Source organism: Streptomyces sp. NPDC003635, from assembly GCF_053587635.1.
On sequence record NZ_JBSFOK010000005.1, the window covers coordinates 82,169 to 96,770 of the forward strand.

The window sequence follows — 14,602 nt, forward strand, 5'->3', positions numbered from 1 at the left end:
GAAATTTCGAACACAGCCCTCTAGACAATCAAGGGAGGGGGCCGCACGTGGGACGTCTCGTACCGGCCGTGACCCGGGCTCTCGACATCCTCGAGCTCTTCCTCGACGGGGACGGCACACTCTCCGCCCCCGACATCGTGCGCAAGCTCCAGCTCCCGCGCACCACCGTGCACGAGCTCGTCACCACGCTCGCCGCCCGGTCCTACATCGTCCCGGTGCCGGGGCAGCCGGGCCGCTATCGGCTGGGCGTGCGGCCGTACCAGCTGGGCAGCCGGTACGCCGAACAGCTCGACCTCGCCGCCGAGGGCCAGCAGGTGGCCCGGTCGGTCGCCGAGACCTGCGACGAGACCGTGCACGTGGCCATCCTCGAGGGCACCGACGTCATCTACATCGCCAAGGTCGACTCCACCCACGCCGTGCGCATGGTGTCGGCGGCCGGCCGTCGCCTGCCCGCCCACTGCACCTCCGTCGGCAAGATGCTGCTGGCGTCCCTGCCGGAGCAGGAGCTCGCCTCGCGCATCCCGGACGGCGCCGAGCTGGTCGCGATGACCCCCAACAGCATCACCGACTCGGCCGTTCTGCGCGAGGCCCTCGCCGAGATCCGTACCAACGGGATCGCCGTCGAGAGCCGTGAGTCCAACCCGGACGTCTCCTGTGTGGCCGCTCCCGTGCGTGATCGCACCGGCCGGGTCGTCGCCGCGCTCTCCATCTCCGTCCCCATGATCCGCTGGAGCGACGAGCGCAGGCTCGAGCTGGAGCAGCTCGCCGCCAAGGGTGCCGCCGAACTCTCCGAGCGCCTCGGCCACCGGAGCGCCGCATGACGTACGAGGTCGCGGTGCGGGCCGAGGCCGCCCTCGGCGAGGGGCCCACCTGGGATCCGGTCACCGGCAAGCTGATCTGGATCGACATCCTCGGGGCCCGGATCCACTCGTACGATCCGGCGACCGGCCGCCGGGCCATCCGCACGACCGACCAGCACATCGGCGCCGTCAAGCCCCGCGAGGGCGGCGGCCTCGTCCTCAACCTCCGTGACGGAGTCGCCGTCCTCGACCCCGACGACAGCTTCCGCTGGCTCCACCACGAGCCCGTTCCCGGCCGCCGCGCCAACGACGCCGCCGTCGCCCCCGACGGCTCCCTCTGGGCGGGCACCATGCGCTACGACGAGGCCCCGGGCGGCGGAACCCTGTCCCGGATCTCCGCGGACGGGCCCGTCACGACCGTCCTCGACGACGTCGCCGTCAGCAACGGCACCGGCTGGAGTCCCGACGGGCGGCTCATGTACTACGTCGACTCGCCCACCCGGCGGATCGACGTCTTCGACCACGACCACGGGTCGGTCTCCGGGCGTCGTCCCTTCGCCGCCATCGAGGACGGCGCCGGGTTCCCCGACGGTCTCACCGTGGACGCCGAGGGCTGTGTGTGGGTCGCCCTGTGGGACGGTTCGGCCGTACGGCGCTACACCCCCGACGGTGAACTGGACCGCACCGTCGCCCTCCCCACCCCCCGCATCACCGCCTGCGCCTTCGGCGGTCCCGACCTCACCGACCTGTACGTCACCACGGCCCGGGTCGGACTGGACGCCCCCCATCCCGTCGCCGGTTCGCTGCTCGTCGTACCCGGCGCCGGCCAGGGCCTCGCCCAGCCGCCCTTCCGCGGGTAACGCCTTACTGCAAGCCCGCCCGCTTCAACTCGTCCCCCGTCAGCGGCGGTCCGCTCAGCGTCGGCTTGAGCGGGCCGATCGCCGCCGCCAGCAGGACGCGCGGCGTCAGCAGGACCGTCGCCGCCTTCTCCAGAGACGTCACGTCGGTGACCGCCCGTGCCACCCGGCCGTTTCCCGTGGCGGTGTGCATGAGGCGGTTGACGTACGCCGCGAGGACCCGGTCCCGTCGTGTCGGGCCGGTCTCCGTGGCGCCCGGGTAGAAGACGTCCTGGCCGGTCGCCAGATCCCATGCCGCGCCGACCGGTCGGGCCACCGCCTTCTGGACCCGGCGGGACAGGCCGGGGGCGCCCAGGCCGTGACGGCGGGTCAGGTTCCGCAGGATGAGGGCGCTTTGGGCGCCGACCGCGAGGCCGTGGCCGTAGACCGGGTTGTAGGCGGCGAGCGCGTCGCCGAGGACCGTGAAGTTCTCGGGCCAGGACCGCATCTTCTCGTAGAAGTAGCGGCGGTTGACCGTGGTCCGGGTGAACGCCACCTGAGACAGCGGCTCCGCCTGCTCCAGCAGTTCGCCGATCAGGGGGTGGCGGAGTTCCTCGCGGGCGAAGCGGACGAAGTCGTCGTCGGAGGCGTTGGCCGGGGTGGGTTCGCCGCCCCGGGTGCCGTTGAGAGTGACGATCCAGCGGCCGTTCTCGATGGGGAGCAGGAATCCCGCCCGGCCGGGGCCGTTCGCGTGGGGGTCGGACTGCACGTTGACCACCGGGAAACCGTCCCGGGCCGACTCGGGGGCCAGATAGAGGCGACTGGCGTACGCCAGACCGGAGTCGACCTCGCGCCGCTCCGGTGCGGGCAGGCCGAGCGCCGCCAGCCACTGGGGCGCTCGGGAGCCCCGGCCGCTCGCGTCGACGACCAGGCCGGCGTCGATCGTACGGTCGCGGCCGTCGCGCCCGCGGACCCGGACCCCCGTGATCGCCGCCGAGCTGCCCTCCAGGCCGAGCACCGTCGTGCCGTCCAGCAGCTCGATCCGCTCGTCCGCGAGCACCCGGGCCCGGATCGTCGCGTCGAGCAGGTCCCGGCCGGCCAGGATCACATGGTGGGACTCGGTCCAGCGGCGGAACCAGCCATGTGCTGACAAAACGACCATGTCCGTGGTGACCGGGGCCCTGCGTGCCCCGGCCTCCCGGAGGGCCCGGGTGGCGCCCGGCAGCAGCGCGTCCACCGCCTGGACACCGCCCGACCAGAGCATGTGGGCGTGCCTCGCCTGAGGCAGGCCCTTACGGGGTTCGGGTCCGGTGGGCAGTTCGTCGCGTTCCACGACGACGACCCGGTCGGCGAGGCCGGTCAGGGCGCGGGCGGCGAGCATGCCGGTGTGGGATCCCCCCAGGACGACGGCGACTCTGGCGGGGGAGGGGCGCTCATTCATGCGTGGACATGCTCTCTGCCGGGACGGCCGCGCGGGCGCGTACCGCCTTGATCTCCTCGGGGTTGCGCAGGGCCTCGGACACGGCCTGGATCTCCTGCAGCAGGTACGTGGTGTCGGTGGTGGAGGTGCCCTCGCCGTCCGAGGTGTGCCGCTCGGCCTCCATGGCGTCGAGGATCGTCACGGCGGCCGCCAGGGCCTGGGCCCGGCCGCGTTCGATGCCGAGGGCGAGGGCGGCGTCGTAGGAGCGGAGGCGCAGGTCCTCGTCGAGGTGCCGGGAGAGCTGGAGGAGGGCGTCGCGGATGAAGGTCTCGCGGCGGATCAGGCGCATCTCGGGGGTGGCGCGCAGGGCGAAGGGCTCGCGGCCTCCCGAGACCGTGCGGACCAGTCGGGACAGGGGCTTCAGACTGCGGTGGCGGTGGCGGACCAGCCAGCGCTCCTGGAGGTACTGGCCGGCGTGCGGCACGATGAAGCCGACCGCGACGAAGGTGGCGGCGACGCAGGCCGCCGACGGCGCGATGTTGGTGTTCAGCCAGTCCAGGTCGTGGCCGGTCCAACGGGCCACGACGGCCGTCAGTTTGGCGGCGGAGAACACCAGGTTCGTGGCGTAGCCGATGCCGAGGAAGCGCAGCCCCCAGCGCAGCCAGGCGTCGAGGCCGTCGGTGCGGATCCAGTTCCACACCAGGCGGGCCGTGACCGAGCAGGCCACGGTGTGCGCGATCAGGTAGAGCAGGATCATCTCGCGCATGTACGGCGTGTTGGCGTAGTACGTGTCCAGGTCCCGGATCTGCTCCACGGGCGCGTCGGCGAGCGCGAACAGCACCCACAGCACGGCGACCACACCCGCGTACACGCACACCACCCAGCGGGTCGCGCGCCGGGTCTGCGCACGGCGGTCGGTGCGGCCGTTGCGCCAGTGCACGACCAGCAGCAGCCAGGACGCGGAGAGCGCGGAGAGCAGGGAGTACACCCAGGGCGCCGCGATGTTGGGGACGCCGGTGACGCGGTTGGTCCAGGCGATGGTGCTGGGGGCCGCGAAGACGAACACCGCGCAGGCGAACAGCAGCAGTCCGCCGACGGCGCGCAGCAGCGGGTCCCGCCACAGCTTGAGGATGCTGGGCAGCTTGATCGCCAGGGCGGCGGTGAGGACGAGGGTCGGCAGCCAGAAGGAGATGTAGACCCCGCTGAGGAAGTTGCCCGACGCGAGGCTCTCGCTCACCGGGCCGTGCCCCTGCGTCCGCGGTACCCCATGGACCGCTCCAGCGGATCGAGGTGCGGACGGCTGTCCCGGCCCGTCAGGTACGGCCGGAACTGCGCCGCCAGCCGGTGCCCGAAGTCGTCCGCCGCGGCCTCGTCGCGTTCCCGGGAGCCGTTGCGGGCCGCGATGCCGAGGGCGACGTCCCGCCAGTCGGGGCGCTCGGAGAGGGCGTCCACCGCCGCCGTACCGGCGATGTGCGGGTGCCGGTGGCCCGCGTGCAGATGCCACAACTCATGCCCGAGGATGACCAGTTGCTGCATCGCCTCGGCCCGCTCCTCGACGATCACCAGGTCGAAGTCCTGGAACTCCACGCACAGACCGGTGACTTCGATCTCGTCCGGAAAGCGCTCGAAGCGCAGTTCCAGGGGGCGTCCGTCCCGGCGGGCGCTCATCGCGGCGCACAGGGCCGCGCACAGCTCGCGCACATCGGCCGGCCGGCGGCCGTCGGAGCGCACCGCGGTGGCGAGTTCGGCCGCGAGGCCACGCATCGCGGGGCCGCCGCGCGGACGCCGCCGCAGCGCCGCCGCGACCCGGGCCGCCCTCCTGCGCGCGCCCGCGATATCCATCCGTCCCCCTTCGTTCTCGCCGCCGTACGGCAGGCCGTTCGAGAGTACGCGGACGCCCCCTTCCACGGCCACCGTTGTTCAAAGGGGGACGACCCAACCCTGCGCGACCCATTGACGCGCAAGCGCTTCGACTTTACGGTCCCGTTCGAAGTTGCGGGCATCATTCGAGATATCGAACAGTTGGGCAAGGTATGGGACGACCTGGCCTGAGTCGCAGGCAACTCCTCGCCGGAATGGGCGGGTTGACGGTCGCCGGAAGCTTCGGCTTCGCGGCGCTGGGCACCGGCGCGGACGCCCTCGCCTCCGGCGCCGAGACCCGGGTGCGCTACTGGAACCTGTTCAGTGGCGGCGACGGCTACAACATGATCGCGATGCTGGACGCCTTCCGCGAGGCGAACCCCGCCATCGACGTGAAGGACTCCACCCTCCAGTGGGGCAACCCCTTCTACACCAAGCTCGCCATGGCGGCCGCGGGCAACCGCGCCCCCGACCTCGGCGTCATGCACATGGGCCGGGTCACGGGATTCTCACCCGGCCGCCTCCTGGACCCCTGGGACGTCGACCTGCTCGCCGAGTACGGCATCAGGGAGGCCGACTTCAACCCCACCCTGTGGCAGCGCGGCGTCATCGACGGCAAGCTCTACGCCCTGCCCCTCGACATCCACGTCCAGCTCTGCTTCTACCGCAGGGACGTGCTGAAGCCGGCCGGCCTGATCGGCGACGACGGCCGGCTCGTGCCCGTCACCTCCACCGCCGAGTGGTTCGACGTCCTCAAGGAGGCCAAGAAGACCACCAAGAAGGGCCTCCAGACCGTCGGCCTGTGGACCAACGACCAGAACTTCCAGTGGTGGTTCTTCGTCGCCTTCTACACCCAGCTCGGCGGCACCTGGTTCGACGACACCAACACCGAGGTCACCTTCGACCCGGACAAGGCCACCCAGGTCCTGGAGTTCCTGCGGCGGCACGTCACCGACGGCTACACCATCCCCGGCGCCCCGACCGGCGAGCAGTTCGTCAACGGCGCCCCCTTCACCTGGGAGGGCAACTGGTCGGTGCCGGTCTTCTCCGGCGCGGAACTCGACTACGGCGCAACCCCGTTGCCGCCCGTCTTCGGCAAGGCGGCGACCCACGCCGAGTCGCACGCCTTCGTCCTGCCCCACCAGTCCGGGCGCGGCGGCGCCTCCGACGACGGCGCCCACCGGCTCGCCGCCTACATCGTGCGCAACGCCCAGGCCTGGGCCGGCGGCGGCCACATCCCCGCCTACACCCCGACCCTGTCCACGCCCGAGTACCAAAAGCTCGTACCGCAGAACGAGTACGTCGGTGCCATGGACCACCAGGCCACCGAGCCGAAGGTGTGGTTCGCGGGCTCCACCGGAGTCCTCGCCCAGGACCTCGGCCCGGTCGTCGTCTCCTCGACGATGGGCTCCGCCAAGCCCGACGCCGTCGCCGCGCGGATGAAGTCCCGGCTCACCGCGCTGCTCGCCGCGAAGAACCCGATGGACGGCAGGACCGCCGCGCAGGGAGGTGCGGTCGGATGACGACCAGTGCTCAGACCGTCGTCGCACCGGCGAGGGCGCGCACCGCCACCGCCGTGGCGACCGTCCGCCGCAGGCAGGGCCTCCAGCACGGGGGCTGGTTCGTCGCCCCCTTCCTCGGGCTGTTCGCGCTGTTCGTGATCTGGCCGCTGCTGCGCGGTGTCTACCTCAGCTTCACCGACGCCAACATCTCCGGCGACGGCGCGAGCTTCATCGGCTTCGACAACTACCGCGAGGCCTTCCAGGACCGGATGATGTGGGACGCGCTCGGCCACAGCGCCTACTTCACCCTGCTCGTCGTCCCGTGCATCACGGTCCTCGCCTTCCTGCTCGCGATGCTCGCGCACCACATCGAGCGCGGGAAGTGGCTGTGGCGGCTGTGCTTCTTCGCGCCCTTCCTGCTGCCCTCGACCGTCGCGGCCAACATGTGGCAGTGGCTGTTCACCCAGGGCATCGGCCTGTTCAACCACACCCTGGGCATCGACACCCCCTGGCTGACGGACAAGTCGTACGCGATGCTCGCCATCGTCATCCAGACCCTGTGGTGGACCGTCGGCTTCAGCTTCCTGCTCTACCTCGCCGCCCTCCAGGGCATCCCGGCGCACCTGTACGAGGCCGCCAAGCTCGACGGTGCCAACGCCTGGCACCGCATGGTCCGCATCACCCTGCCGCTGCTGCGCCACATCACCGGGCTCGTCGTCGCCCTGCAGATCCTGGCCTCGCTCCAGCTCTTCGACCAGGCCGTCGTGATGATGGACTTCAGCCCCGGACCCGAGCTGAGCACCCGCTCCTTCGTCCAGTACACCCTCGAACAGGGCTTCACCAGCTACCGCGTGGGCTACGCCTCCGCGATGTCCATCATCTTCTTCGTGCTCATCGCAGTCGTCGCCCTGGCGCGGATGTGGCTGCTGCGCACCCGTGAGGAGGGCACCCGATGAGCAGCGTCCAAGCAAGGCTCAGGCCCCGCCGTTCCTGGACACCCGGCCAGATCGTCCTCACCGTCCTCGGCGCCGCCGTCTCCGCCGTCTTCGTGGCGCCGATCGCCGCGGCCCTGTTCACCTCGTTCAAGGCCGAGGCCGAGGCCGCCGAGATCCCGCCGCACTGGCTGCCCGAGGTCTGGACGGGCCAGGCCTGGAAGGCCCTCTTCGAGACCGGCAACATCACCAACTGGTTCGTGAACTCCCTGGTCGTGTCGGTCTGCGTCACCGCCGTCGTGCTGGTCGTCAGCGCCCTCGCCGGGTACGGATTCGCCCGCACCGAGTTCCGCGGCAAGAACGTCCTGCTCGGCGTCACCATGGCAGGGCTGATGATCTCCCCGGCCGTCCTCGGGGTCCCGCTCTTCACGACGGTCCAGCAGATGGGGATGGTCGACACCTACTGGGGCATGATCCTGCCCCAGTGCGCGCCCGCCGCGATGGTCTACATCCTCTACAAGTTCTTCCAGGGCATTCCCCGCGAGTTGGAGGAGGCCGCCTTCATCGACGGCGCGGGCCGCTGGCGGGTCTTCTTCACCATCGTGGTCCCGCTCGCCCGCCCGTCCCTCGCGGCGGTTGGCATCTTCACCTTCATCGCGAGCTGGAACAACTTCCTGTGGCCCTACATGGTCACCAACAACCCCGACCTGATGACCATGCCGAACGGCATCGCGACCGTCATGAACTCCTACGGCATCCAGTGGGCCCAGCTCATGGCCGGCGGCCTGATGGCGGGCCTGCCCCTCATCGTCGTCTTCGTCTTCTTCCAGCGGCAGATCGTGGCGGGCGTCGCCCACACGGGATTGGCGGGGCAGTGACCCTGAGCAGAACCCTCACGGCGGTGGCCACGGCGGCCGTCATGACCCTCCTGCCGAACGCGGCTCAGGCGGCGGAGGCGTACCCCGACCCGCGCCCCGTCAGCGGCCAGCAGATCATTCACGACCCGACCGTCATCCGCCTCAAGTCCGGCCGGTACGTGGCCTATTCGACCGGAGGCGTCATCGGCGCCCGAGTCTCCCGCGACGGCAGGCAGTGGGACGGCGCGGGCAACGCGTTCACTGAGCCGCCGAGTTGGTGGTACGAGTACAACAGCACCGGCGACCCCTGGGCCCCGGACATCTCCTACCGGGCGGGCAGGTACTGGCTGTACTACGCCGTCTCCTCCTGGGGCACGAACCACTCCGCGATCGGCGTGGCGACCTCACCCTCCGGCCTCCCCGGCACCTGGACCGACCACGGCAAGGCCTTCAGCTCCGAGACCGGCGACCACTGGAACGCCATCGACCCCGCCCTGATCAAGGCGGACGGCAGGCTGTGGATGTCGTTCGGCTCGTACTGGACGGGCATCCGCATGGTGGAGCTCGACGAGCGCACCGGCAAGGCGGTACCGGGAACCACGGTCCACCACCTGGCCACCCGACCGGACCCGCCGTACGCCGTGGAAGGCCCGTACATCGTCAAACACGGCCGCCACTACTACCTCTTCGCCTCCTACGACGCCTGCTGCGCCGGCGTGGACTCCACCTACAAGATCAAGGCGGGCCGCTCGACGGACATCAGGGGCCCCTACGTCGACAGCACCGGCAAGCCCCTCCTGGAGGGCGGCGGCGACCTCCTCCTGGAGGGCCACGGCCGCTTCATCGGAACCGGCGGCCAGTCGGTCTTCCAGGACAGGGGCAAGGACTGGCTGGCGTACCACTACTACGACGCCGAGGACGACGGCACCCCCAAGCTCGGCCTCAACAGGCTCAGTTGGGGTCGTGATGGCTGGCCTTCCGTTCAGTGACACCTATGCGAGAGGACCTCATGTCCCGTACTGCCCGCTTCACCCTCGACCCCGCCTTCACCGTCGGCGAGGTCAACCCCCGGCTCTTCGGATCCTTCGTGGAGCACCTCGGCCGCTGCGTCTACACCGGCATCTTCGAACCCGACCACCCCACCGCGGACCCCGAAGGACTGCGCCAGGACGTCCTCGACCTGGTCCGCGAGCTCGGCGTCACCGCCATCCGCTACCCCGGCGGCAACTTCGTCTCGGGCTACAAGTGGGAGGACTCGGTAGGCCCGCGCGAAGACCGCCCCCGCCGCCTCGACCTCGCCTGGCACTCGACGGAGTCCAACCGCTTCGGCCTCTCCGAGTACATCGACTTCCTGCGCAAGGTAGGCCCCCGGGCCGAACCCATGATGGCCGTGAACCTGGGCACCCGTGGCGTCCAGGAGGCGCTGGAACTCCAGGAGTACGCCAACCACCCCTCCGGCACCCGCCTCTCCGACCTGCGCCGCGGCCACGGCGACAAGGACCCCTTCGGCATCCGGCTCTGGTGCCTGGGCAACGAGATGGACGGCCCCTGGCAGACCGGCCACAAGACGGCCGAGGAGTACGGCCGCGTCGCCGCCGAGACGGCACGGGCCATGCGCCAGCTGGACCCGACCGTCGAACTCGTCGCGTGCGGCAGCTCCGGCCAGTCCATGGAGACCTTCGCCGAGTGGGAGGCGACGGTCCTGCAGGAGACGTACGACCTCGTCGACTACATCTCCCTGCACGCCTACTACGAGCCGGTGGACGGGGACGTCGACTCCTTCCTCGCCTCCGCCGTCGACATGGAGTCCTTCATCGAGAACGTGGTCGCCACCTGCGACCACGTCGGCGCCCGGCTGAAGTCGAAGAAGAAGATCAACCTCTCCTTCGACGAGTGGAACGTCTGGTACCTCTCCCGCTGGCAGGAGCAGGCGACGACGTTCGCGCAGGACGACTGGCCGGAGGCCCCCCGGCTGCTGGAGGACAACTACAGCGTCACCGACGCCGTCGTCTTCGGCTCGCTCCTGATCGCCCTGCTCCGGCACGCCGACCGGGTCACCGTCGCCTGTCTCGCGCAGCTGGTCAACGTCATCGCCCCGATCATGACCGAGCCCGGCGGGCCGGCCTGGCGGCAGACGACGTTCTTCCCGTTCGCCCAGGCCGCGAGGTACGGCCAGGGCAAGGTCCTCGACGTACGGGTGGACTCGCCGACGTACGAGACGCGGAAGTACGGCGAGGCCGATCTGCTGCACGCCACCGCGGTCCGAGCCGAGGACGGCACGGTGACCGTGTTCGCGGTGAACCGCGGCCGTACCGAGTCGCTGCCACTCGAAGTCGCCCTGAACGGGCTGGACGTGACGCGGATCGTCGAGCACAGCGTGCTGGCCGACGCCGACCCGGACGCCCGCAACACCCTGGCGGAGCCCGAGCGGGTCGTCCCGCACGTCGGCGAGGGCGCGGAGCTCACCAACGGCCGCCTGACCGCCGTACTGGAACCGCTGTCCTGGAACGTGATCCGGCTGGGCTGACGCCGGGCACCCGTGACAGCGGGGACAATGGGTCGTATGAGGATCTCGGCACGGGCGGACTACGCGGTACGGGCTGCACTGGAGCTCGCCGTACGGCACGACGACGGACCGGTGAAGGCGGAGTCCATCGCCACCGTGCAGGACATTCCGCACAAGTTCCTGGAGGGCATCCTCGGCGACCTCCGCCGCGCCGGTCTGGTCGACAGCCGGCGCGGCGGCAACGGCGGCTACCGGCTGGCCCGGGAGGCGTCGGAGATCACGGTCGCCGATGTCATCCGGGCGGTCGACGGCCCCATCGTCTCCGTGCGCGGGGTCCGGCCCACCGGGCTCTCCTACGGGGGGTCCGCCGAGCCGCTGCTGCCGCTGTGGATCGCGCTGCGGGCCAACGTCCGGCGGATCCTGGAGGGCGTCACCATCGCCGACATCGCGGCCGACGCGCTACCGGACGCCGTGAAGTCGCTCGCCGCCGAGCCGGCCGCCTGGGAAAACCCTTAACCCCTTCTCAGCCCGCGCTCAGTTTGCTCCCCTAGCGTCCCGTCCCGTCATCCCTACCCAGCCGGTAGGGAAACCAGGGATGGGAACTGCATGCGCACGCTGATACTGCTCGCTCTCGCGGGCCTGGGCGCGCAGCTCGTGGACGGCAGCCTCGGCATGGCCTACGGCGTCACCTCGACCACGCTGCTGCTGGCCATGGGCACGAATCCGGCCGTCGCCTCGGCCACCGTCCATCTCGCCGAGATCGGCACGACCCTGATGTCGGGCGCCGCGCACTGGCGGTTCGGGAACGTGGACTGGAAGGTCGTCGCGAGGATCGGCGTGCCCGGGGCGGTGGGCTCCTTCCTCGGCGCGACCGTCCTGTCCAGGGTCTCGACCGGGCTCGCCGAACCGCTGATGTCGCTGATCCTGCTGGGCCTCGGGCTGTACGTGATGACCCGCTTCACCTTCCGGGGGCTGCCGAAGGACCGTCTGGGCCAGCCCCTGCGCAGGCGGTTCCTCGCGCCGCTCGGGCTGGTCGCCGGGTTCCTCGACGCGACCGGGGGCGGCGGCTGGGGGCCGGTCGGTACGCCCGCGCTGCTGGCCGGCGGCCGGATGGAGCCGCGCAAGGTGATCGGCTCGATCGACACCAGCGAGTTCCTGGTGGCCGTCGCAGCCAGCCTCGGCTTCCTGCTCTCGCTGGGCTCGCAGGGCGTCGACTTCGTGTGGGTGGCGGCCTTCCTCATCGGCGGCCTGATCGCCGCGCCCGTCGCCGCCTGGCTGGTCCGCCTCCTCCCGCCCCGGGTCCTCGGCTCGGCGGTCGGCGGCGTCATCGTCGTCACCAACGTCCGCACGCTGCTGAAGAGCGACTGGATCGCGGCTCCGGCGGCCGTGTCGACGATCGTCTATGTCCTCCTCTACGCCGCCTGGGCCGGGGCCCTGACCTGGTCGATCCGCGCCCACCGGGCCGAACGGACGACTCAGGGGGCGTCGTCGGGGAGGTCGACGGCCAGGGTGTAGAAGCGGGTGATCTGTTCTGGGTTGTCGTTGTCGTCGGTGATCAGGTGCAGCGCCCGACGGCCCCGGTGGGGGCCCTCGGTCAGTGGGGCGCCGAGTGCCACGCCCTCGGCGTTGTCCAGCAGGGGGTTGACCTGTGGCTGTCTCGCCGGGGCGCCGGAGGAGGGGCAGTCCCCGAGGTCCACCAGCTCGCGCTTCACGGCGAACGCGGCGGCGGGCGCCTTCTCCAGGGACGGCATCCCGGTGATGTCCTGAAGGCCGGCCAGCGACACCTCGTAGACGCGGACGCTGTTGCCCTGGCCCTCGGTGTAGCCGCGTTCCAGGGCCAGGAAGCGGTCGCCGTCGCCGGTCGGGGCGAGGTCGGCGAGGCGCAGCCCGGAGTCGGTCTCGTAGGCGAGCTGGCCGTCCACCCGGTACGCGCCGCCCGGCTCGCCCGTGTAGCGCAGGATGCGGATGCGGTTGCCGCCGCGCCAGGTGCCGTCCCGGCCGAGGGGGTCCTCCAGGCCGACGTAGAGCCGGCTGCCGTCGGGGGACAGGGCGAGGGACTCGAAGATCGCGCCGCGCTGGGCGTCGCCGCCCGGTGCGCTGGCCCGGAAGGCCCGCGGGACCGGGAGTTCGTCCAGCAGCTTCCCGGTGGCCAGGCTGTAGCGGCCGATCGAGGGGGCGTACTCGGAGGCGACGAGGACGGTGTCGCCGCCCTTCTCCACGGCCAGCGCCTCTCCGTCGAAGCCCTGCGCGCCGTACGGGCTGCCGTCCCGTCGCAGGAGTTGCGTCAGGCCCGTGAGCCGGGGCTCGGGGGGCTCGCCGGGGTCGCCCAGCGTCATCCGGAACAGCACGGGTGAGGAGTTGTCCGCGAGGGAGAGGGCGGTGCGGTCGTCCCGCGACACCGAGAGGGAGGAGAGACCGACGACGCGCCGGCCCTGAAACGTGATCTTGTCCAGCCGGTCGGAGAAGCCGATCAGGGAGGCCTGCGGCGAGCACACGTCGGAAGGGAGATTCCCGGCGTCGGCGGCGAGCAAGGCGACGGGGGCGATGGCGGCCAGGACGAAGGCCGTACGGCGCTTCCAGCGCGGTCGCGGGGGAGGGGGCAGGAAGCGGTCGGGCGGGAGCGGGTGGGCGAGATTGCGGACGAAGGGGAGCTGGCCGACCTGGTTGTTGTCCTGCTGGCGAGGGGTGGGCCGGCCGCGGTGGTCGAGGGAGCCGCGGACCTCGCGGTAGATCGCGTCCAGGGTCAGGTACGGCCGGATCGGCTGCCCCTCCCGGCCCGGTATCCCCTCGCGCAGGACCCGTACGAACTCCCCCGTGAACGCCGTGCACTCCTCGCCCCGCGGGGCCAGCGCCCGGACGTTGGAGGCGGCGGAGGTCAGCAGATAGCTGCCCGCCATGCCCTGGACGTCCGCGACCGAGCGCAACGGGGTGCGAGACTGGGCGTCCATGTCACCGAGGGCGCGTCCGCTGTAGCAGCAGTCCAGGATGATGACCCGGCGCCGGGCCCGGTTGTGCTGACGCAGCGCCTCGCGGACCTCGCTGTACAGCACGGCCCTGTGCGGGAGTTCCTCCGCCGAGCCGATCACGGTGAGCCGCAGGGCGCCGAGCGGATCGACGAAGCCGTGCCCGGCGTAGTAGACGATCAGGGTGTCGCGGGCGGACTTCGCGGCCTGGACGACGGGGTCGATGAGGTCGTCGGAGGACTTGGGGTCGAGGACGACGACGCACTTGTCGGCGGGCAGTCCCCAGATCGCGCGGTCGGTCAGCGCCTCCTTCATCCGGGTGAGGTTGCGCGCGACCGTGGGCAGCTTCGGCATGCTCCGGTAGGCGGCGACACCGATCAGTACGGCGGCGGAGGCGCCGGGGTCGGGCAGCGCCTCCGTCACGCGGTGCCGTCCGGCGGGCCGTCCATGTCCCGGAGCTCACGCAGGAACTCCTCGACCTCCTCGGGACTCGCGTCGGGTCGCAGAGTGGCGCGCCGCCCGTCCCGCTCGACGACGACGTGCGACCGGGGCCGCCGGGCCCGCCGGAACTCCACGATGATGAAGCCGAGGGAGGCCACCTGGAACACGGTCTCCACGACCAGCTGGATGAGGTCGAAGGCGTCACCCATGTCGGAGTCGCTGCGGGGGAGTTGGTTCCGCAGACTGATCTCGGCATCGAGCCCGGACTGCCGCTCCGCCAGCAACCAGTCGTAGAGCTGCTTGAGTTCGCCACCGTCGGGATCGTCGGGCAGCCTGAGCTGGACGTCCATCGCCCTTCCTTCGCCCCCTGCCGGGTCGGGCCAACTCCCTGGACTCTCAGGAGAGTTTGAGATCAGAACAAGCATACGGCGCCTTGAGGAACCGCCGTCCCCTCTGACGGGAGAGCAAGGGGACCGCTGCGTGAA

General features: G+C 71.1%; 14 protein-coding genes. 9 read left to right on the forward strand and 5 right to left on the reverse strand.

What is annotated here, in order from left to right; translation table 11 throughout:
* Positions 1 to 47 precede the first annotated feature (47 nt).
* Both ACWDRW_RS06820 and ACWDRW_RS06825 read left to right on the forward strand, forming a co-directional pair.
* Positions 48 to 821, forward strand: a complete 774-nt coding sequence (locus ACWDRW_RS06820; RefSeq protein ID WP_451721073.1) for an IclR family transcriptional regulator — start codon at positions 48 to 50, stop codon at positions 819 to 821.
* A complete protein-coding gene (locus ACWDRW_RS06825; RefSeq protein ID WP_451721075.1) occupies positions 818 to 1,660 on the forward strand; it encodes an SMP-30/gluconolactonase/LRE family protein in 843 nt (280 codons plus the stop codon). The genes ACWDRW_RS06820 and ACWDRW_RS06825 overlap by 4 nt, the downstream gene beginning before the upstream one ends.
* A gap of 4 nt (positions 1,661 to 1,664) precedes the next feature.
* On the opposite strand, the gene ACWDRW_RS06830 is transcribed toward ACWDRW_RS06825, so the two are convergent.
* The 3 genes from ACWDRW_RS06830 to ACWDRW_RS06840 are packed head-to-tail and all read right to left on the reverse strand — an operon-like array spanning position 1,665 to position 4,898.
* Positions 1,665 to 3,077, reverse strand: coding sequence for an FAD-dependent oxidoreductase (locus tag ACWDRW_RS06830; protein WP_451721077.1), 1,413 nt, complete (start codon positions 3,075 to 3,077; stop codon positions 1,665 to 1,667).
* Positions 3,070 to 4,293 carry an MAB_1171c family putative transporter gene (locus ACWDRW_RS06835; RefSeq protein WP_451721079.1) on the reverse strand — a complete coding sequence of 408 codons (1,224 nt, stop codon included), beginning with the start codon at positions 4,291 to 4,293 and terminating at the stop codon, positions 3,070 to 3,072. Before ACWDRW_RS06835 ends, ACWDRW_RS06830 begins: the two co-directional genes overlap by 8 nt.
* The gene (locus tag ACWDRW_RS06840; protein ID WP_451721081.1) at positions 4,290 to 4,898 is read right to left on the reverse strand and encodes a toxin-antitoxin system, toxin component family protein; all 609 of its coding nucleotides are present in this window, start codon (positions 4,896 to 4,898) and stop codon (positions 4,290 to 4,292) included. The genes ACWDRW_RS06835 and ACWDRW_RS06840 overlap by 4 nt, the downstream gene beginning before the upstream one ends.
* A gap of 191 nt (positions 4,899 to 5,089) precedes the next feature.
* Here ACWDRW_RS06840 and ACWDRW_RS06845 point away from each other — a divergent pair, with 191 nt between their 5' ends.
* The 7 genes from ACWDRW_RS06845 (at position 5,090) to ACWDRW_RS06875 (ending at position 12,228) form a co-directional block, all read left to right on the forward strand.
* The gene (locus tag ACWDRW_RS06845) at positions 5,090 to 6,439 is read left to right on the forward strand and encodes an extracellular solute-binding protein (RefSeq protein ID WP_451721083.1); all 1,350 of its coding nucleotides are present in this window, start codon (positions 5,090 to 5,092) and stop codon (positions 6,437 to 6,439) included.
* Positions 6,436 to 7,374 carry a carbohydrate ABC transporter permease gene (locus ACWDRW_RS06850; protein WP_451721085.1) on the forward strand — a complete coding sequence of 313 codons (939 nt, stop codon included), beginning with the start codon at positions 6,436 to 6,438 and terminating at the stop codon, positions 7,372 to 7,374. Before ACWDRW_RS06845 ends, ACWDRW_RS06850 begins: the two co-directional genes overlap by 4 nt.
* On the forward strand, positions 7,371 to 8,228 hold the full coding sequence (locus ACWDRW_RS06855; RefSeq protein WP_451721087.1) for a carbohydrate ABC transporter permease: 858 nt from the start codon (positions 7,371 to 7,373) through the stop codon (positions 8,226 to 8,228). The genes ACWDRW_RS06850 and ACWDRW_RS06855 overlap by 4 nt, the downstream gene beginning before the upstream one ends.
* A gap of 41 nt (positions 8,229 to 8,269) precedes the next feature.
* Positions 8,270 to 9,196: an arabinan endo-1,5-alpha-L-arabinosidase gene (locus tag ACWDRW_RS06860; protein ID WP_451721385.1), complete on the forward strand. Its 927-nt coding sequence runs from the start codon at positions 8,270 to 8,272 to the stop codon at positions 9,194 to 9,196.
* Between the two features lie 20 nt (positions 9,197 to 9,216).
* The gene (gene arfA / locus ACWDRW_RS06865) at positions 9,217 to 10,734 is read left to right on the forward strand and encodes an arabinosylfuranosidase ArfA (protein ID WP_451721089.1); all 1,518 of its coding nucleotides are present in this window, start codon (positions 9,217 to 9,219) and stop codon (positions 10,732 to 10,734) included.
* Between the two features lie 36 nt (positions 10,735 to 10,770).
* Complete coding sequence (locus tag ACWDRW_RS06870; protein ID WP_451721091.1) at positions 10,771 to 11,229, forward strand: RrF2 family transcriptional regulator; 459 nt, start codon at positions 10,771 to 10,773, stop codon at positions 11,227 to 11,229.
* Positions 11,230 to 11,319: 90 nt separating this feature from the next.
* On the forward strand, positions 11,320 to 12,228 hold the full coding sequence (locus tag ACWDRW_RS06875) for a sulfite exporter TauE/SafE family protein (RefSeq protein ID WP_451721093.1): 909 nt from the start codon (positions 11,320 to 11,322) through the stop codon (positions 12,226 to 12,228).
* Here the strand turns inward: ACWDRW_RS06875 and ACWDRW_RS06880 are convergent.
* Together ACWDRW_RS06880 and ACWDRW_RS06885 are read right to left on the reverse strand one after the other, a co-directional pair.
* Positions 12,189 to 14,099, reverse strand: coding sequence for a caspase, EACC1-associated type (locus tag ACWDRW_RS06880; protein WP_451721095.1), 1,911 nt, complete (start codon positions 14,097 to 14,099; stop codon positions 12,189 to 12,191). The genes ACWDRW_RS06875 and ACWDRW_RS06880 overlap by 40 nt on opposite strands.
* Positions 14,096 to 14,467, reverse strand: a complete 372-nt coding sequence (locus ACWDRW_RS06885; RefSeq protein WP_451721097.1) for an effector-associated constant component EACC1 — start codon at positions 14,465 to 14,467, stop codon at positions 14,096 to 14,098. The genes ACWDRW_RS06880 and ACWDRW_RS06885 overlap by 4 nt, the downstream gene beginning before the upstream one ends.
* Positions 14,468 to 14,602: the final 135 nt, after the last annotated feature.